This window comes from Microlunatus sp. YIM B11417, from assembly GCF_059617205.1.
In genome coordinates this window covers 158,753-176,073 of sequence record NZ_JCAMPJ010000012.1, presented here as the reverse complement: position 1 = coordinate 176,073, position 17,321 = coordinate 158,753, and the positions used below count along the sequence as shown (strand labels likewise).

Annotated in this window: 22 protein-coding genes, 1 tRNA gene and 1 pseudogene; 14 read left to right on the top strand and 10 right to left on the bottom strand. The window is 68.6% G+C overall.

Going from position 1 to position 17,321, the window contains the following annotated elements; translation table 11 throughout:
• Positions 1 to 244: dihydrofolate reductase family protein (locus AC6CCG_RS32265; RefSeq protein ID WP_496658951.1), on the bottom strand; the 244-nt coding region annotated here is incomplete at its 3' end.
• A gap of 208 nt (positions 245 to 452) precedes the next feature.
• Here AC6CCG_RS32265 and AC6CCG_RS32260 point away from each other — a divergent pair.
• Together AC6CCG_RS32260 and AC6CCG_RS32255 are read left to right on the top strand one after the other, a co-directional pair.
• Positions 453 to 1,385, top strand: a complete 933-nt coding sequence (locus AC6CCG_RS32260; protein WP_496658950.1) for a phosphotransferase family protein — start codon at positions 453 to 455, stop codon at positions 1,383 to 1,385.
• Between the two features lie 204 nt (positions 1,386 to 1,589).
• Entirely contained in the window at positions 1,590 to 2,294 is a 705-nt protein-coding gene (locus AC6CCG_RS32255) for a GAF and ANTAR domain-containing protein (protein WP_496658949.1), read from the top strand.
• A 192-nt stretch (positions 2,295 to 2,486) separates the two neighbouring features.
• Here the strand turns inward: AC6CCG_RS32255 and AC6CCG_RS32250 are convergent, their stop codons facing one another.
• Complete coding sequence (locus AC6CCG_RS32250; RefSeq protein ID WP_496658948.1) at positions 2,487 to 2,795, bottom strand: MerR family transcriptional regulator; 309 nt, start codon at positions 2,793 to 2,795, stop codon at positions 2,487 to 2,489.
• Positions 2,796 to 2,963: 168 nt separating this feature from the next.
• Here AC6CCG_RS32250 and AC6CCG_RS32245 point away from each other — a divergent pair, with 168 nt between their 5' ends.
• The 5 genes from AC6CCG_RS32245 (at position 2,964) to AC6CCG_RS32225 (ending at position 5,422) form a co-directional block, all read left to right on the top strand.
• Positions 2,964 to 3,395 carry an Hsp20/alpha crystallin family protein gene (locus AC6CCG_RS32245; protein WP_496658947.1) on the top strand — a complete coding sequence of 144 codons (432 nt, stop codon included), beginning with the start codon at positions 2,964 to 2,966 and terminating at the stop codon, positions 3,393 to 3,395.
• A gap of 369 nt (positions 3,396 to 3,764) precedes the next feature.
• Positions 3,765 to 3,893 carry a hypothetical protein gene (locus AC6CCG_RS32240; RefSeq protein WP_496658946.1) on the top strand — a complete coding sequence of 43 codons (129 nt, stop codon included), beginning with the start codon at positions 3,765 to 3,767 and terminating at the stop codon, positions 3,891 to 3,893.
• 241 nt (positions 3,894 to 4,134) lie between these two features.
• A complete protein-coding gene (locus tag AC6CCG_RS32235; RefSeq protein ID WP_496658945.1) occupies positions 4,135 to 4,371 on the top strand; it encodes an Rv3202a family protein in 237 nt (78 codons plus the stop codon).
• A gap of 44 nt (positions 4,372 to 4,415) precedes the next feature.
• Positions 4,416 to 4,685, top strand: a complete 270-nt coding sequence (locus tag AC6CCG_RS32230) for a hypothetical protein (protein WP_496658944.1) — start codon at positions 4,416 to 4,418, stop codon at positions 4,683 to 4,685.
• Between the two features lie 443 nt (positions 4,686 to 5,128).
• On the top strand, positions 5,129 to 5,422 hold the full coding sequence (locus AC6CCG_RS32225) for a hypothetical protein (RefSeq protein WP_496658943.1): 294 nt from the start codon (positions 5,129 to 5,131) through the stop codon (positions 5,420 to 5,422).
• A gap of 154 nt (positions 5,423 to 5,576) precedes the next feature.
• Here the strand turns inward: AC6CCG_RS32225 and AC6CCG_RS32220 are convergent, their stop codons facing one another.
• From AC6CCG_RS32220 to AC6CCG_RS32205, 4 genes and pseudogenes are all read right to left on the bottom strand, one after another.
• Complete coding sequence (locus tag AC6CCG_RS32220; protein ID WP_496658942.1) at positions 5,577 to 5,909, bottom strand: MerR family transcriptional regulator; 333 nt, start codon at positions 5,907 to 5,909, stop codon at positions 5,577 to 5,579.
• 593 nt (positions 5,910 to 6,502) lie between these two features.
• Positions 6,503 to 6,793: pseudogene (locus AC6CCG_RS32215) on the bottom strand (low affinity iron permease family protein); the annotation flags it as partial.
• Between the two features lie 721 nt (positions 6,794 to 7,514).
• Positions 7,515 to 7,587, bottom strand: a tRNA-Lys gene (locus tag AC6CCG_RS32210).
• Positions 7,588 to 7,901: 314 nt separating this feature from the next.
• A complete protein-coding gene (locus tag AC6CCG_RS32205; RefSeq protein WP_496658941.1) occupies positions 7,902 to 8,288 on the bottom strand; it encodes a hypothetical protein in 387 nt (128 codons plus the stop codon).
• 7 nt (positions 8,289 to 8,295) lie between these two features.
• On the opposite strand from AC6CCG_RS32205, the gene AC6CCG_RS32200 reads away from it, so the two are divergent.
• Positions 8,296 to 9,054, top strand: coding sequence for a neutral zinc metallopeptidase (locus AC6CCG_RS32200; protein WP_496658940.1), 759 nt, complete (start codon positions 8,296 to 8,298; stop codon positions 9,052 to 9,054).
• On the opposite strand, the gene AC6CCG_RS32195 is transcribed toward AC6CCG_RS32200, so the two are convergent.
• A complete protein-coding gene (locus tag AC6CCG_RS32195) occupies positions 9,051 to 10,079 on the bottom strand; it encodes a Gfo/Idh/MocA family protein (protein WP_496658939.1) in 1,029 nt (342 codons plus the stop codon). The genes AC6CCG_RS32200 and AC6CCG_RS32195 overlap by 4 nt on opposite strands.
• A gap of 100 nt (positions 10,080 to 10,179) precedes the next feature.
• Here AC6CCG_RS32195 and AC6CCG_RS32190 point away from each other — a divergent pair, with 100 nt between their 5' ends.
• Positions 10,180 to 11,151, top strand: a complete 972-nt coding sequence (locus AC6CCG_RS32190; protein ID WP_496658938.1) for a Gfo/Idh/MocA family protein — start codon at positions 10,180 to 10,182, stop codon at positions 11,149 to 11,151.
• A gap of 5 nt (positions 11,152 to 11,156) precedes the next feature.
• Here the strand turns inward: AC6CCG_RS32190 and AC6CCG_RS32185 are convergent, their stop codons facing one another.
• Positions 11,157 to 11,555 (bottom strand): DnaJ family domain-containing protein, encoded by a 399-nt coding sequence (locus tag AC6CCG_RS32185; protein WP_496658937.1) that lies wholly within the window; start codon positions 11,553 to 11,555, stop codon positions 11,157 to 11,159.
• Positions 11,556 to 11,632: 77 nt separating this feature from the next.
• On the opposite strand from AC6CCG_RS32185, the gene AC6CCG_RS32180 reads away from it, so the two are divergent.
• Entirely contained in the window at positions 11,633 to 12,400 is a 768-nt protein-coding gene (locus AC6CCG_RS32180) for a class I SAM-dependent methyltransferase (RefSeq protein ID WP_496658936.1), read from the top strand.
• On the opposite strand, the gene AC6CCG_RS32175 is transcribed toward AC6CCG_RS32180, so the two are convergent.
• Positions 12,397 to 13,350: a zinc-binding dehydrogenase gene (locus AC6CCG_RS32175; RefSeq protein ID WP_496658935.1), complete on the bottom strand. Its 954-nt coding sequence runs from the start codon at positions 13,348 to 13,350 to the stop codon at positions 12,397 to 12,399. The two genes, AC6CCG_RS32180 and AC6CCG_RS32175, sit on opposite strands and share 4 nt — an antisense overlap.
• Positions 13,351 to 13,400: 50 nt before the next feature.
• Entirely contained in the window at positions 13,401 to 14,360 is a 960-nt protein-coding gene (locus AC6CCG_RS32170; RefSeq protein ID WP_496658934.1) for a beta-ketoacyl-ACP synthase 3, read from the bottom strand.
• Between the two features lie 42 nt (positions 14,361 to 14,402).
• Between AC6CCG_RS32170 and AC6CCG_RS32165 the strand changes: the two genes are divergently transcribed.
• From AC6CCG_RS32165 to AC6CCG_RS32150, 4 genes are all read left to right on the top strand, one after another.
• Positions 14,403 to 15,098 (top strand): hypothetical protein, encoded by a 696-nt coding sequence (locus tag AC6CCG_RS32165; RefSeq protein ID WP_496658933.1) that lies wholly within the window; start codon positions 14,403 to 14,405, stop codon positions 15,096 to 15,098.
• Positions 15,099 to 15,129: 31 nt separating this feature from the next.
• Positions 15,130 to 15,516 (top strand): YidH family protein, encoded by a 387-nt coding sequence (locus AC6CCG_RS32160; protein WP_496658932.1) that lies wholly within the window; start codon positions 15,130 to 15,132, stop codon positions 15,514 to 15,516.
• A gap of 6 nt (positions 15,517 to 15,522) precedes the next feature.
• A complete protein-coding gene (locus AC6CCG_RS32155) occupies positions 15,523 to 15,837 on the top strand; it encodes a DUF202 domain-containing protein (RefSeq protein ID WP_496658931.1) in 315 nt (104 codons plus the stop codon).
• 84 nt (positions 15,838 to 15,921) lie between these two features.
• Positions 15,922 to 16,983, top strand: a complete 1,062-nt coding sequence (locus tag AC6CCG_RS32150; RefSeq protein WP_496658930.1) for an SGNH/GDSL hydrolase family protein — start codon at positions 15,922 to 15,924, stop codon at positions 16,981 to 16,983.
• Positions 16,984 to 17,321: the final 338 nt, after the last annotated feature.

Sequence of the window (17,321 nt, the reverse complement as noted above, 5' to 3'; positions counted from 1 at the left end):
TCCAGGACCGGTCCCACGGTCCCCGGACCGGGCCGAACATGTTCCGCCCCATGATGAACGCGCCGGCCTTGGCTGCCTGATCCAGTTCTGCCCGGTTCTCGTCCGCCCCGTCGAACATCCAGCTGTGCAGCCGGTTCCCCCAGCCGTCACCGCCGTCCTCACCGAACGGCCGCTCCTCCGACTGGTTCGGACCGGCGGCATAACCGTCGATCGAGATCGTCTGATGACAGGTCACCTTGCCCACGATGCTTCTCCTTCTCTGCGCCAAGCTCCACCTGGACTAACCGCTTGCAATATGCAATCAGCGTAGCGGAGTGTTGGACCTCTGGGCAAGGCCGGAAGCCACCCGGCCGCTTCCGCGGGTGAGAACTCCGACAGTCGGCGTCTTGGGTCGAAGGTCACGCTAGCTTGGGTGCGGCGACGCCGGATCGAGCGAAGGGAAGAAAGTGCTGGTGGAGGAGAAGTCGCGCGTTGCTTCCGCGCTGGGTAGCCGGGTTCTGGACACCCAAACCCTGGCGGGCGGCTTTTCCCATGAGACGTGCCTCGTCACGGTGGAGGGTGGCCGGTACGTGGTTCGTCTCGGCGGGACTGACCCAGCGATTGAGGCTGCCGTGATGGCGCGCGCCGCCCGTGTCGTTCCGGTTCCCGGGGTTGTGGCGCTGCTTCCGCCGGAGGGCCGGGCTCGCGCCGGCATGATCTTGAACTGGGTCGAGGCCACACCGCTCAGCGACGTGCTGGCCGAGGCGGCGTGGCCGAAGGAGAAGTGGATCCTTCTCGGCCGTGAGATCGGGCGCGTCGTTGCCGGCATCTCTAGTGTCGTGTTCGACCAGCCCGGCTTCTTCGCTGACGCCAGCCTCGCCGTATCCGAGGCCCCTGCCTGGTCAGCCCAACTGCCCTCGCTGAGCGCGCAGTGCCTGGCCACCACTCCCCCGCGGCTTTGCGAGACAACGCGCAGCGCGTGGCTCCAGTTGTGCAGAGCCCACGCCCCGGCACTCCGCGACGTCGACACGCAGGCCCGGCTGGTTCATGCGGACATGAATCCCAAGAACCTTCTCGTCACCCGCACGACTGACGGCTGGCGAGTCGGCGCCGTTCTCGACTGGGAGTTCAGCTACTCCGGGTGTCCCTACGGTGACGCCGCGAACATGGCCAGGTTCGGCGCCGACTACCCGGACGGCTTCCTGGACGGCTTCGCCGCCGGCTACGTCCCACACCTCGCCCAGGATCTACCACACCAGGTGAACTGGGCCTATCTAGGGCGAGTGCTCGACATGTTCGCCCTCAGCGACCTGGTGACCCGTCCGCCCGGCCACCCGATCGCCGACCAAGCAGCACAGGTCATCGAACGGTGGGTGACCGATGGCGTTCCCCGTACCATCCCTTGACCCATCGCCCCCCGCCGGAGACCGGGTCTGCTGCACCAACCACCTGACAGCGAGGCGGCCTGTGGCGCCCTTTGGCTGCGACGGCCCGCACGGGAGGTTACCGTGAAGAGCCCCGCCCTCGGTGCTGACGCATCCCGGTCCGGGTGTCCCGGGGTGCGGCCGGCGACTACAGCGAAGCGCCGCAAGCCGCGAGAGGACGATCCGATGGGCACTGATGAGTTGGACGAGCAGTTCGCCGAGTTCGCCTGGCAGACCACCCGCGCAGATGCTGATCTGACCTCGACGGTCCTGGACATCGTCGACACCGCCCGATCGGTGGTCGGTGCCGATGGGGCTGGAGTGACGATGATCCGGGCCGGTGGCCGACTGGACAGCCTTACCGATTCGGACCTGATCAAGTACACCGACACGCTGCAACACGAGCTGCGGCAGGGCCCGTGCGTGGAGGCTGCAACCGAGGACCACAGCACGCTCTGTGGTGACCTGGCGGTCGACGAGCGGTGGCCGGTGTGGGGGCCGAAGGTCGCCGATCTCGGCTTCCGCAGCGTCATGTCGGTCAGCCTGCACACCGCCGGCCACCGCCGGCTCGGCGCACTGAACCTGTATGGCCATGCCCGTCGGCAGTTCACCAGCCGCGACGTGAACACGCTCGGCCTGTTCGCCGCCCACGCCACCGCCGCGCTCTGGGCGGCGGTCAACATTCACAACCTCACCCAGGCAGTCCAGACCCGCACCGAGATCGGTCAGGCGATCGGCATTCTGATGCAGCGCTACGCCCTGACCGAGGACCAGGCCGCGAGCGTGCTGAAGCGGTACTCGCAGAACACCAACACCAAGCTCCACTCCCTGGCCAAGGATGTGATCATGCTCCGCCAGCTGCCTGCCGCCGACACCGAGCCGGCCTCCTGACAGCGGCAGTGCTGAGAGCGGGTGCGGCCACGGTGGCTCGGGGCTGAACACCGCGGCCTGAGCCGACTGGTGGTCCCGGAGCCCCACGCCGGCCTAACCCCACAGGTACCCGGAATGCCTTCTGTTGACACGGATCCCCGCCCCTGACAGCGGGGCCGACCAAGATCGTTCCGCGCGGCACTCCTCCTCCCACTACCCGCGCGATTGTCCAGCCTCGGTTCGGGTGGTGCGGAGTTGGTGGTTCTCATCGCGGAGGTCGAGGACCATGGTGATGCCGGCGAGGTTGAGGCCTTGGTCGAGCAGTGCGGTGATCTGGCGGAGCCGGTCGATGTCGGCCTGGCTGTAGAGGCGGTTCCCGCCGGGCGTGCGTTGCGGGGTGACCAGGCCGGCCTTCTCGTAGGCACGGAGGTTCTGCACGCCGGTGCCGACGAGGTCGGCGGCGATGCTGATCGCGTAGACCCCGGCCGTCGGGTCGGGGGCTCCGTCCGGGGTGGTGGTCACGCTCGGACCTCCTTCATCATCTCCGCAGTGACTTCTCTACTTTCGTCTTGAACTTGGTTTCTATCCATGCTAGAAGATATCTGTAGTAGTGGCCATAGATAGTCGATGGTCGATGGGACAGACAGCACCCCCGTCGGCTGGGGTGTCGGATTTCTGTGGAGGTGACTCATGGTGTTGATGCGAACCGATCCGTTCCGTGAGTTGGACCGACTCACTGAGCGCGTGCTCGGGACGACGAGCCGGCCGGCGTTCATGCCGATGGACGCCTGGCGTGAGGGTGATCATTTCGTGGTCGAGTTCGATCTGCCGGGCGTGGACCCGGGCTCGATCGATCTGGACGTCGAGCGCAACGTGCTGACCGTCCGGGCCGAACGGAAGCTGGCCGACCAGGACGTCGAGCTGGTCGCCTCGGAACGGCCGCGCGGGCTGTTCTCGCGGCAGTTGATCTTGGGCGACAACCTGGACCTGGAACACATCACCGCCGGCTACAACGCCGGCGTGCTGCGGCTGCAGGTCCCGGTGGCGGAGAAGGCGAAACCGCGCAAGATCGCCATCCAGACCGACGGCCGCGACGAGCAGACCGCGATCACGACCAACTGAACAAGATCACCAGCCAACTGAAGATACGTGCCGAGTCCGCCGGTCCGGCCCCGCGACCGGCGAGAGTTGCCCCAGGAGATGCCTCCGCTCTGGGCAACCCGGTGACCTTGCTGCAGTTGCGCAGCGGCCGGCGGATTCGGCCACCACTCCTGGCGGCGGAAACCAGGGCGGGGCCCCGGCGAAGCCCGTAAGACCCGCAACCCCTTCTCCCCTTCCCTGCAACAGGTCCGAGAGGCCGGGCTACCCGTCCGACCCCGCCCCCGCCCCCACCGCCAGGCCCACCGAAGTGCCGTAGCCCCGGGAAAGTCCTTGGTCGGTCAACTCCCGGGGCTCCGGTCACGGCCAAGGCCGCGGGAAAGGAGGACAGGGATGGGCTCGTCTATCAAGGCCCGCCAGCTCGCGGTCCCGCTGCGGGCCTGCCGTGAACTCGACATCATCGGCGACGTGTCCGTCACCATCGACACGCCGGCGAGCTCGTCGCCTGGGCCCGGCTGCTGACCGGGCCGCAGCTGCTCGCCTGGCGGGGCCGAGGACACCGGCCACCGCTACCTGAGCCTGACCGCGACCCAACACGGCATCCCGGTCCGCGGCCAGGTCACCGTCACCCTCGACGGGCGACCGCCACCGCCACCTGTGGGACCGGCTCCTCGACCGCCGCGACCTGCCCCGCGGCACCGAACACGTCCTCGACACCGCCGCCCGTTGCCGGGCCTGGACCGCCACCGACCACCCGTGGACCATGCCGGAAGGAACACCCCCGATGAATGAAACCCCCGAAGCGGACTGGCTCGAACAACAACAACAACAACCCGCCCAGCCGTTCGCGGTCGGCACCGACGGCGACCTCACCGTCCCCGCCGACCCTGCCGGCACCGCGGAGACCCCGGTAGAGGCGGACGAGGCCGACCGGGCCGACCAGGCCACACCGGTCCCCCTCGAAGACGACGACGACCCCCCACGGCTGGGTACAGACTGACCTGACCCGCCGACGGCAGTCAGAGCGCAAGGAAAGGTTGAGTGATGGCTGACAAGAAGAACGACAGTGAGGCAGTCCCGGCCTGGTTGATCCTCGGGGTCATCGCCGCACTCGCGGCCGCCGTGATCGGCCTGGCCAGCCGCAACGCAAAGGGCCGCCAGCAGTACCAGCAACTCGTCGACGCGGTCCGCGAGATCATCGACCAAGCCCGCGACCGGGCCGAGACCACCGCCGAAGTCCTCACCGACACCGGCCACGACCTCGCCAAAGACGTCCAACGCCGCGCCCGCAAAGCCAAACGCCGCCTCACCTGACCCACCTGACACCGGTGCGGCCGCACCGCTGGCGCCCGGGACGGCCGGGATGGTTGGATCCGGAGTGATCAATCCCCTGCCGGCCGGTGAGCCGGTGGACCTCGCGTGGCGCAGCACGACCATCACCGAACTCGTCTACCGCCTCGCCGCCGGTGCTCCGGCCGGGCGGCCGCGCATCGTGGCTGTCGACGGCCGCAGCGGCGCCGGCAAAACAAACCTGGCCGCCCGGCTCCACGCCGCCACACCCTTCTCCGCGATCGTGCGGGTCGACGACATCGCCTGGCACGGCTCGTTCTTCGCCTGGACCGACACCCTCACCACCGGCGTCCTCGAACCGCTCCACCACGGCCGCGGAGTCGCGTTCCGGCCGCCCGCCTGGATCGTCCACGGCCGACCCGACGCCATCACCGTCCCCGCCGGCCTGGACCTGGTCCTACTCGAAGGTGTCGGCGCCGCCCGGCAAGAACTCGCCCCGTGGCTGGACGCCACCGTCTGGATCCACACCGAACCCGCCGACGGCCCGGCCCGAGATCATCCGCGACATCGCCACCGGCATCAACGACGACGCCGCCCAAACCACCGCGTTCCAACACGTCCGGCAAGCCGAAGAACACGACTTCCTCCACCACGACCAGCCCTGGCAACGCGCCACCACCATCGTCGCCGGCCCCGTCGCCCCACGCTGGGTCTTGGACGAAATCATGATCGCCGACGGCCCCGTCGCCACCACCGCCTGAAGAAAGGCAGGGACTTTCGCCCCTACCCGGCTAGCGGTTACCGACTCGATCCTGGGCCCGGTCACACAGCTGCGTGTGAGACCGGGCAACTGCGGGGAGACTCCGTGCAGGGGGCGCGGGTCTCAGCCCTGCCAGCCCTACTCCTGGAACTGGGCTAGCCGCGGCGGTGGCGCTGTTCGTTGACGTACTGCTCGTTGAGCCGCTGGGCCTCGGCCAGCTGGTCCTCGAGGATGATGATCCGACACGCCGCGTCCAGCGTGGTGCCCTGATCCACCAGCTCTCGGGCCCTCGCCGCCAACCGCAACTGGTAACGCGAATAACGCCGATGCCCACCCTCGGAACGCTGCGGGACGATCAACTTCGCCTCGTCCAGGCTCCGCAGGAACGCCGGCGTCACCCCCAACAACTCCGCCGCCCGGCCCATCGTGTAGGCCGGATAGTCCTCATCATCAAGATTGGCCGGGCCAACACCCGGAACAGCACTCATCAACCACACTCTCCGTCGCTTCGTCTGATCCTGACGAGCCGCGCAGGAAAAGGGCCCCGGCGCCCAGGCGCCAGGGCCCCTTTCGGTATCGGGTAATTCCCCATCAACCGGCCGTGAGGCCGGCCCTACTTACTGCGCGTTCCACAGGACGTCTCCCACACCTTCGGGAGCTGTTCACTGCCGGAACCAGACCATGCGTAACCGGAGACCACCTCCCTCGACCGAGGACCACATCCGGGTGTGGGGGTTCCTGCCGGAGTCTTGCGCGCCAAACAACAGCCCCCTCCGGCAGGATCCACCCGTGCTACCCGACCGACCTACTCACTCTGACTACACCGGCCGATCAGGTAACGATCCTCACTAACTCACTCTTTCTTTCCTACCAACACAACTTACTGTAACGACACCACTACACAATGTCTACTGTCGTCACTGCAGAGTTTGTGGGTGTCGCTATCACCAGAAGCTGGGCGGCCTGGCCGGCTGAGCTGGCTGAACCGGCCAGGCCTGACCCAGTCGGCGACCAGCCACCGCTCCGGGGCCTGGGGGACAAGTTCCCCGCCAGCCAACGGTGGGCTTCTCCTGCGTGGGGGTCAGGAGGAACTCTCGCGATCTTCCAGGCCGACAGCCTTGCGCAGCTCGACGATGTCTTCGTCCAGCTCCGATGAGTGCTTGGTGGACGATGCCATCAGCTGCGCGAGCGCCTCGGCGATCGCGTTCAACTTGTCCTGCACTGCGGCATCGGACCGGGCTTGGCTGTTCTGCAGCAACGCGACCATCAGGAACGTCACGATCGTCGTCAGCGTATTGATGATCAACTGCCAGGTATCCACGTTGCCAATGATGAAGAACGACGGCGCCCAAATGATCACCAGCAAGACGCAGAAAGTGAAGAACCAGGCCCGGGAGAAGAACCGCGAAGCGTGATCGGCGAACCGGTCGAACCACCCGTGCGAGTGTTCACATCCGAGGGCATGTGCGCTCCGTTACGGCGGTCGTTCATTACCATGCAGGTGGCATACCCAGCGAAGACAACGCCGAACCAAGTCTCGAGCCGGGCGGCCAGGCTTCCGCCAGCGCACGATCTCTCGACACTCGTGCTGTCCCTCTGCGCGGTGCTCTATGAACGGTTTGCCGTCGCATCGAGCACGGCATCGGCGGAGTTGCGCATAGGACTTCTCGAGGTTCTGCGTTGTCAGGTTGGAGATCGGCACGTCGCCGATGCGAGTGATCGATGTCGTCTGATTCAAGCCATTCGTCATGCACGTAGCTGGGGGGCGTTGGTCGCCGCGGTCCGCTGTAGATCAAACCTTTTGCCTGTAACCGCGCCCGGATCCGAGCAACCTTCCTCGGATCCAGGGTCGACTTACGCCTCGTAGACGCGGTCGCCTGTGACCGGATCCAGGCCGGCGTACACACGGATCTGGTAGGCCTCTCCGCAGACCCGGACGCCCGGCTCTGCAGCGGGGTCGCGCGTGGCTCTGGCCATATCCAGTTTTCTGCCGACGGCCACTGATGGACGCCATGATGGACAAGACCACGGAAGACTTCGTCCGAAGTCGGGCAGATCTGACAACCAACCTAGTCAGATCACCTTTTCTTCGGTGGGCCCCGTGGGACTCGAACCCACAACCCGCGGATTAAAAGTCCGCTGCTCTGCCAATTGAGCTAGAGGCCCGCATCGCGCGCGTACGTACTGTACTCGGCGGTAGTCACCTCGACCCAACCGAATACGAGAGCCGTTGGCTGGCTACGATCGGGGCCGCACTGATCGCCGTGGGGGAGGAGACCGATGGCCTGGCCGCCGCAGCCTGGACCTCCGCCGCCGCATCCGCAGCAGCCGCGCCCGGGTTGGGGTGCTCCGCCACCGCCGCGCCGTTGGCGGCAGGCGCCGCAGCCGTGGGGTTGGCACCAGCCGCCGCCGGGCCACTCCGGCCCGCCGCCCGTGCAGCAGCCCCCGTATCCGCAAGGTCGGTCGCCGTATCCGCAAGGTCAGCCACCGTTCCGGGGCGGGCCGCCGGGATCGTGGCCGGGTGGGCCACCGGTTCCGCCGCCTCCGCCGAAGCGCGGTGGGGCGGCGAAGGTGTTGATCATCGTGTCGGTGATCGCGCTGGTCGTGACGATCGGAGGCGTCGGGATCGTCAACACGATCTTCGATCGGGTCGAGTCGCTCAACAGCGAGCGGCCACGGACCAGCCGGCCGAAGGCGCCCGTCACGCCCACGGTGACGTCGTCACCGCAGCCACCGACGCGGACGACCGCTCCCCCGCCGAAGCCGAAGCCGACCAGGAAGACCACGGCGCCGCCGAAGCCCAAGCCGACCCGGACCACCTCGGCGCCCCGGACGACGGCGCCGCCGCGCCGGACCGAGCCGCCCAAGAAGTCCGTGCCCGCGCATCTTCAACCACAGAAGGGCTACGAGGACGTGCCGCTGCCCGGCTACGGCTCGTCCCTCGCGGAGGCGGCCAGGGTTGCCCGGGACAATCGCATGTACGGGCAGAAGGTGTCCAAGTCCAAGTGCTCGGACCTGCCGAACCTCTACAACCGCCCGTTCCCGGCGCTGTCGGAGAAGAAGATGCGCAGCGGGCTGCAGGACATGGCCGACTGCATGGCCAAGATGTGGCGCAAGCCGACGGCCCGCGCCGGCTTTCAGGCGACCAAGGTCAAGGTCCGGACCTACCTCGGCCCAGTTCGCTCGCCCTGCGGCAACAGCAACGCGCCCGCCTTCTACTGCTCCGCGAACCAGCAGATCTACGTGGCGCGCGGGCTGGGTCACGGCCGTCGCGGGTACGGACTCCAGTGGTCGCACTACTTCGACATGATGGGTCACGAGTACGGACACCACCTCCAGGCCCGGACCGGCATCCTCCTCGCGGCCAGCTGGCACGAGTCGTCCACGTCCGGGTCCGAGTCGCTGCAGATCAGGCGGCGGATCGAGCTCCAGGCGACCTGCTTCAGCGGCATGGCCATGAAGCAGACCGGCAAGGTGAGCCGCTCCTACCATCGAGAGGTGATCAGTCGCTACTACGGCGACGAGACGCACGGCTCCACGGAACACGTCGTCGCCTGGGCGATGCAGGGCTACCGCTATCGCGAGATCTTCCAGTGCAACACGTTCCGCGCCTCGGCGAAGGACGTCCGCTAGACCTCTTCCGGCTGTCCCGTCTCGATGGACCGGTGTACGGCCTCGAGCAGCGCGATCACGTCGCGGGAGGACTGTGGGTCGACCAGCGGCCGGCGATCTTCGAGGATGCAGTCGATCATGTGCAACTGGGCCGCGGTCACCGCACCGCCGCGCCGGCCGTGCAGATCGACGCCGACCGACAGCCGCGGATACTCGTGCCCGTCATCGGTGGTCAGCTGAAGTTGATCATCGACCCGGGGCAACTGGATCACACCGTGCTCGCCGACCACTTCGATGAAGGAGTCGGTCATGGTCGGGAACGTGTCCGGATAGATCCAGCAGGACTCGAAGGTGGCCACCGCGCCGCCCTCGTACGTCACTTGGGCCTGGATCGCATCCGGCGTGTCGATCCCGCGCTCCCGCAGCACACCCGTGACGGCGCTCGCGTACACCCGGACCGGGCGTGCGCCGAGGAACCAGCCGACCAGGTCCATGTCGTGACTGGACAGGAACCAGGCGCAGGTGGTCCGCTCGGACCAGGACAGCATCGTGGTCGGCACGTGGAGGCGATCGTTCTTCCGGGCGTACGCCAGCCGCGGCCGACCGATCCGGCCGGCCGCGATCTCCGCGTGCGCCTGCGCATAGGCCGGGATCCAGCGGTGGTTGAACGACACCATCAGCGACCCCGCGGACTCCCGCTCCGCGGCCAGGATCCGGTCCGCCTCGGCGAGCGACGTGGTGAGCGGCTTCTCCACCAGCACGTGTTTCCCGGCGGTCAGCGCGGCCAGGCAGATCTCGGCGTGCAGGTGGTCCGGCGTCGCGACGATCACCAGGTCGATCGACGGATCGGCCAGCAGGTCGGTGTAGTCGTCGGTCACCGTCGCGATGCCGTACGTCTCCGCCAACTCGACCGCCGTCTGCCGCGGCAGCCCGGCCACCGCCAGCAGCCGCACCCGCGGGTCGCCGGCGGCCGACGCCGCGTGACTCCGGCCCATGATCCCGGCCCCGATGATGCCGACGCCGACGGTTCCCTGTCTTGAGTTCAAGATCAACTTCCTGACGTGCGCCGCCACCTTCGTGGCAACCGATTGCGTCGAGAGTACGGATCGGCGATGATCAAGGTCAAGCGCAGAACGGGGTGCCTGCATGAAGATCGCCGTCGTCGGCCTCGGCATGATGGGGCGCCTGCACGCCCAGGTGCTGCTCAGCGAACCGGCGGTGGAATCGGTGGTCGGTGTCGAGACCGATCCGGCCCGGGCCGCCGAGATCTCCGCGGAGCTCGGGCTCGAGGTCCACGAAACGCTGGACGCGGTGCTGCCGGAGGTCGACGCCGTTTCGATCACCCTCCCCGATGATCTTCACCTGGCCGCGGCGACGCTCGCGCTGACCGCCGGAAAGTACGTCCTGGTGGAGAAACCGCTGGCCGCCACCGCCGTCGACTGCGAGGCGATCCTGGCCGCCCAGCCGCTGCCGGGCCGGCTGATGGTCGGCCACCTGCTGCGGTTCGACGAGCGACTCCGCGAGCTCAAACGCCGGATCGACGCGGGCGAACTCGGCCGGCTCCGCTACCTCCGGATCCACCGGGTGAACACCCGTACGACCGCCGATCGGATCGCCGCCCGGGCCTCGGTGACGGCGTTCCTCGGCGTGCACGACCTCGACCTGCTGCTGTGGCTCACCGGCCAGGACATCGCCTCGGCGTCCGCGGCCGGCCGGCGCGTGTTCGGCAGCTATTCGGACGTCACCGTCGCAACCCTCGACCTCGCGGACGGGACACTGGCCCTGCTGGAGAACCACTGGCTGCTGCACCCGGCCTCGGCCCGCAGCTGCCTGGCCGGCGTCCAGGTGTTCGGCGACGAGGGCTCGGCGCTGGTCGACCTGTCGACCGACGAGCTGGAGTTGATCACCGAGGCGGGGGGCCGTTCGGTGCGGGTCGACACCCGCAACTGGACCCACGATCCGCAGATCTCGGGCGGATCCCTGCGCCGCGAACTCGCTTCGTTCGTCAACGCGATCGCCACCCAGACGCCGGTCGAGATCAGCGGGGAGGACGGGCTGCGCGCGGTCCGTGCGGTCGAACTGGTCGAGGCCGCGGCCACCGACCCCGAGGGCGACTGAGTCCGTCAGGGCCGGACGGGGCGCCCCTCGGCTTCCCGCCGGGCCCGCCATGCCTCGACGATCGGATCGACCTCGAGGGTCGCGATGGTGATCTTGAGTCCGTCGGTACGGCGCCGCCGGGCGTCGACGATCCGGGCGTTGAGATCGGTGACGATCTCCCGGACCACCTTCTCCGAGCGCTCATCCGCGAGCGTGTCGGAGATCTGCTCGATCTCCTTGCGCAAGGCCAGGGTCTCCGGTAGCGGCATGTCCAGCTTCTCCCGCTTGAGATAGCTCTTGAGCCACCAGTTCGGGTCGTGACGCCGCCCGAGACCGGGAATCGGCTTGCCGCTGCCAGGAAGATCGTCGAAATCTCCGCGCTCCTCGGCCTTGCGGATCTGCGCGTCGATCCAGGATTCACTCATCTTGATCACCTCCGCCGGGGATCGCCTCATTCTAGCCAGCGGGCTAAAAGGATTGACGGGTGGGTCAGGATGACAGCATGACCATCCGCGCCCTGACCTTCGGTACTGACGCAGCCGGCTACGAGCGACACCGGCCGGGCTACCCCGACTCGCTGATCGCGATGATCATCGGCTACGCCGCACTGCCGATCCGGACCGCGCTCGAGGTGGGCGCCGGGACCGGGAAGGCGACCCGGGCCGTGGCGGCGCACAAGATCACCGTCATCGCCAGCGAGCCGGACCCGCGGATGCTCGACGTGCTTCGGGAACAGACCGCCGGGCTACCCGTACGCACCATGGTCGGGACCTTCGAGCAGCTGCCCCTGGACGAGTTCGCGGGCCAGGTCCAGCTGGTCTACGCGGCCGCCGCCTGGCACTGGACCGACCCGGCGACCCGCTGGGACCGCTTGGCCGCCATCTTGCCGGCCGGCGGTACGGCCGCCTTCTTCGGCGGCGAACTCGAACTGGCCGATCCCGAGGTCCGGGCCCGGTTCCAACAGGCGATCGGCGGCGACGCCGACCCGCACGCCGGTCCGCAGCTGAACCCGGTGAACCGGGTCGGCTGGGCCTGGCCGGCGAACGAGATCGCCGAGGATGACCGGTTCGAAGCAATCGAGGAACACACCATCCCGCGCCGGCTCCAGTTCAGCCGGGATGACTTCATCGGCCACATCGGGACCCAGTCCCGCTTCCTGGTGATCGAACCGGAGCAGCGGAAGTCGATCTTCGAACGGGTCCGGTCGGCGATGCCGGACACGATCGAGTTCGTCAGCGACCTGGTGCTGCACCTGGCCCGCCGCGTCTAGGCCGCGAGGAGCAGAACCTTGCCGGAGACCTCCCGCGCCTCGATCGCCCGGTGCGCCTCGGCTACCTGGTTCAAGGGGTACGACGCGCCGATGACCGGCCGGATCGTGCCGGCGGCGGCCAACCGCTGCACGTCGGCGAAGCGGCGCGATCGCTCGGCCTGGAAAGACTCCAATTGCTCCATCCCGCGCAGCCGGACATCTCGATCAGCTGCCTCGTCGGGAGTGACGAACGACTCGGCAGCGCTGGCGTTGCCGTAGTTCGCGTACCGGCCGCCGGGCCGGATCGTGCCGAACGCCGCTCGACCAAGATCACCGCTGACGCCGTCGAAGACGACATCGACCGGTCCGATCTGATCCAGCCGGCCGGGGTCGCCGTAGTCCACGACCTCGTCGGCACCGAGTTCCTTGATCAAGGCGAGCTTCGCCGGACCGCGAGCAGCGCCGATCACCCGAGCTCCGGCGACCACCGCGAGCTGCACCAGGACGGAACCCAGCCCACCGGCGGCGGGCAGCACCAGCACGGTCTCGCCCGGCTCGACCGGCGTCTCCTCGAGCAGCGCGGCGGCCGTGCTGCCGTCGTGCAGCAGTGCCATCGCCTGGGGCAGATCGAGGTCATCGCGGACCGGGAGTATCTCGTCGACGGCGGCGACCACCCGGCTCGCGTACCCACCGCCGGTCAGGCTGGCCACGACCCGCCGCCCAAGCCATCCGGGATCCGCTCCGTCGCCGACCTCGGCGACGACACCGGCCGCCTCCAGCCCCGGAGCATAGGGCGGCGGGCCGGGCAGGAAGTCCGGCCAGGCCCCGCGGCGCAGATAGCCGTCCAGCGACTGGACGCCGGAAACGGCGACATCGATCACCAGCTGCCCCGGACCGGGCCGGGGATCAGGACCCTCCCGAACCTTCAGGACCTCGGGGCCGCCGAATTCGATCACTTCCACCTGTCTCATGCATCGAGTCTGCAACCTCAACCTTGGTTGAACTCAAGCAGCGAGCATGATCATTTCTCGGGCGTCCGGATCACCAGGCCGGCGTATGCGAAGCCGCCGCCGAAGCCGAACAGCAGGGTCGGGGTGTCGGCCGGCAGCTCGTCGGCCCGGTAGAGCTTGGAGAACGCCAGCGGGATGCTCGCCGCGGACGTGTTGCCGGAGGCGGTGATGTCGGTCGCAACGATCACGTCGGTCAGGCCGAGTTGACGGGCCAGCGGCTCGATGATCCGCAGATTGGCCTGGTGGCTGACGAAGACGCCGATCTCGGACAGCTCATAGCCGGCTCGCCGGACGCTCTCCCGGGCCAGTCCCTCGGCCGCCGAGATGCCCCACTTGAAGACCGATTTCCCTTCCTGGGCGAACTTCTCGGTGGGCGGCTCGATCCGTACCGCATCGGTGAGCTCGGGCACCGAACCCCAGGTTACGTCGCTGACGGTCGGCCGGTCGGTGCGCTGCAAGATCATCGCGCCGGCGGCGTCGGCGACCAGGACGCAGGTGGTCCGGTCGGTCCAGTCGGTGTACGCCGACAGCTTCTCGGCGCCGATCACCAGCGCCGTCGTCGCCGAACCGGCCCGGATCGCCTGATCGGCGACGGCCAGGGCATGAACGTAACCGGAGCAGGCCACGTTGACGTCGATGATCGCCGGCCCGTTCAGGCCGAGCCGCTGCGCCACCCGGCCGGCCGTGTTGGGCGAGCGCTGATCGGACGTGCAGGAGGCGACGATCACCAGGTCGATCTCGTCGGCCGTGATGTCGCCCGAAGCGAGAGCGTCGCGACCGGCGGCCTCGGCCAGGTCGACCACGGTCTCGTCGTCGCGCGCGATGCGCCGGGTGGCGATGCCGGTGCGCAGCCTGATCCATTCGTCCGAGGTCTCGACGATGGTCGCCATCTCGTCGTTGGTCAGCACCCGTTCCGGCTGGTAGTGCCCCGTGGCCACGAGCCTGGAACCGATGCGTGCCGTCTCGCTCATGATCAGACTGTAATCGAGCCGCCCCGTGGCAGGCTGAAGGGCATGGATTCCTGGATCCTCGGGCTGATCGTGGTCGCGGTGATCGGCGTCGCCGTGATCGTCTACGGCGCCGTCTCCGACCGCCGACGGCGGCAGCATGCCCTGGATCAGCTTGCGTCGCCGCCGAAACGGGACATTCCGAGGTTCTCGCCGGACTCGCCCGCGCCGCACTACCTGACCGATCTGGAGGCACACCGCCCGCCGGAGCACGCGCCGAGCACCGACCTGTCGGACGAGGAGCGGACCGAGATCGCCGCGTTGATCAAGGACCCGGCCACGGTCACGCTCCCAGTACGGCGAGCCTCGGACCACTTCGTCACCGACCAGGCGAGCGGCTGGAGTGTGCTGGACGCGCCGCGGGTCCTGCTCTGCGCCGACCCGATCCATTCGGTACGGGAACTGCTCGGCGTCCTGGAACGGACGATCGCCGCCCGCGGCTCCCTGGTGATCATGGCGCCCGAGTTCGCCGACGACGTACGCAAGACGCTGGAGGTGAACCGGATCCGCCGGATGCTCGGCGTACTCGCCGTGATCGGGGACACCGCCGCGCTGACGGCCGCTGCCGAGGCCACCGGCGCCACCGTGGTTCCGGTGGGCGATCTGCGGGCGGGGTATCTCCCGGACGACACGCTCGGCCGCTGCGCCCGCTGGGTCGCCGAGGCACGGGCGAGCCACGTCGTCGGCGCGACCGCGGACTGAGGTCCGTCGCCCCACCACTAGGATCGCCACCGTGACCGAACCGCCGTCCGGAGAGCCGGACCGCCGTTGGCCGCGCCACGTCTACGGTGCCGGCACGGAGCCCGATCCGCGGTTCACGCTGGCCAACGAGCGCACCTTCCTGGCCTGGATCCGTACCGCACTGGGGTTCCTGGCCGGCGGCGTCGGCGTGATGGCGATCGCCGGTATCGGCGGCCCGGTCCATCTCGAGGTGCGGATCGCCGCGATCGCCCTGATCGCCTGCGGACTGGCCTGCGGCGTCGGCGGGCTGACCCGGTGGATCCGCAACGAGCGCGCCCTCCGGTTGAAGCGGCCGCTGCCGTCGTCGCCGTTGCTCACCCTGATCGCCGTCGGGATCGCCGTGGTCGCCGTCGTGGCGGTCGTCGTCGTGCTCCAATAGTCGATCATGCCGACGGATCCCGGGCTGCAGAACGAACGGACCACGCTGGCCTGGCAGCGTACGACCCTGTCCGGCCTCGCCTGCGCCTTGATCATCGCCCGGCTGGTCTTCGGTGAGTCGCCGGCCGTGGCGATCTTGGTCGCCGGCGTGGCGATCATCGTCGCCGGCGCACTGGGCTGGCTGTCCGGTCTGCGCTACAAGATCAACAACGCCACCTGGCACACGAACCGGCTGGCCACCGACGGCCGTACCGTCGTCGCACTGACCCTGCTGGTCGTGATCATCGCGCTGGGTGCGACGAGCTACATCCTGCTCGGCTAGCGTCCCGGATCGATCAGACGAACAGTCAGCCAAGAGTTTGCGCAGGTCTTCCAGATGAGGTAAGGATCTGCCAGGATCGTGAGGGTGATTCCATCGAAGCTTCTGCGGGGCTCGATCGTCGCCGCCGCCACCACCGTCCTGGCCGCCCTGCTCAGCTCGCTGGGCGTCACGCCCGCGCAGGCGGTCGCTCCCCAGTTCGTCGCCCTCGGCGACTCCTACTCGGCCGGCGTCGGCACCCGGGACAAGCAGGACGGCTGCTATCGATCCCCGTACGGCTATCCGGCCCTGCTGGCCGACGCGTACGGCCTCGCGCTGAGCTACCAGGCCTGCAGCGGCGCGGTGACGGCCGACGTCGCCGGCAACCAGCTGCAGGCCCTCAGCAGCGGTACCGCGTACGTCGCGATGACGATCGGCGGCAACGACGCGGGCTTCGCCGACGTCCTCACCGAGTGCGCCCAGCCTGGCTGGCTGAGCGACTGTGAGGAGGCCATCGCGGAGGGCAACGCGATCATCGCCAACCAGCTGCCGGGCCGCTACGAATCGTTGTTCGGCGCCATCGCGGCCGCGGCGCCCAACGCGAAGGTGGCGGTCGGCGGCTACCCGTGGATCTTCAACGGCGAGGACTGCAACCTCGCCACCTTCTTCAGCCCCTCGGAGCAGTCCGCCCTGAACGACGGCTCGGACAACCTCGACGCGCTGATCGCCGCCAAGGCCGCCGGCCACGGCTTCACCTTCGTCGACCCGCGCTCCTCGTTCGACGGCCACGCGGTCTGCGACGACCCGGAATGGATCAACGGGCTGAGCAACCCGATCGAGGAGTCCTACCACCCGAACCGGGACGGCAACGTCGGCTACGCGGCCCTCTTCGGCCCGGCCCTCACCGGCTCCCCCTTCGACCCGACCAGCCTGAGCCGCCAGACCTCGGCCGCCAAGCCGCGGGAGAGCCGGGCCCTGACCCTGCGGCGCGAGGCCGACGCCGTCCTGGAGCTCGACCTCGACTCGGCAGCCCACCTGCGCGCCGCCCGCCGACACGGCATCGACCCGGCCGAGATCAAGCGGCTGGTCCGGCTGCTCGGCTCCGACGACACCGCCACCGTCGAGCGGGCCCTCGGCGACCTGCGCCGGCTGGACCGCACGACGAGCTGACGTTCCCGCGGGAACGCTCCAGCCGTACGGACCGGGAGACAACCGGTCCGTACGTGGTTGCTCGGCCTGCGATCCCGAACGGCTACGACGCGGTTGCCGATCCGGTCCAGCGCCGGATCGCCGCTCGGCGCCGCCGACCCGCCCGGATCGAGTGCCGAGAAGTCGAAGTCAGCTGACCGGCGGCGATCACGCCGGCCAAGGCTGCTGACGCCACCGAGTGGACAGTCAGGCACATCTGCCGCAACCAAAGCTGCCATGTGCGTCCGCTCGGTGGTCATCCGCTGGGAACGCTTCGGGAAGGGGCTACCGACCCGCTCTCTACTGGCCGACTCCGACCG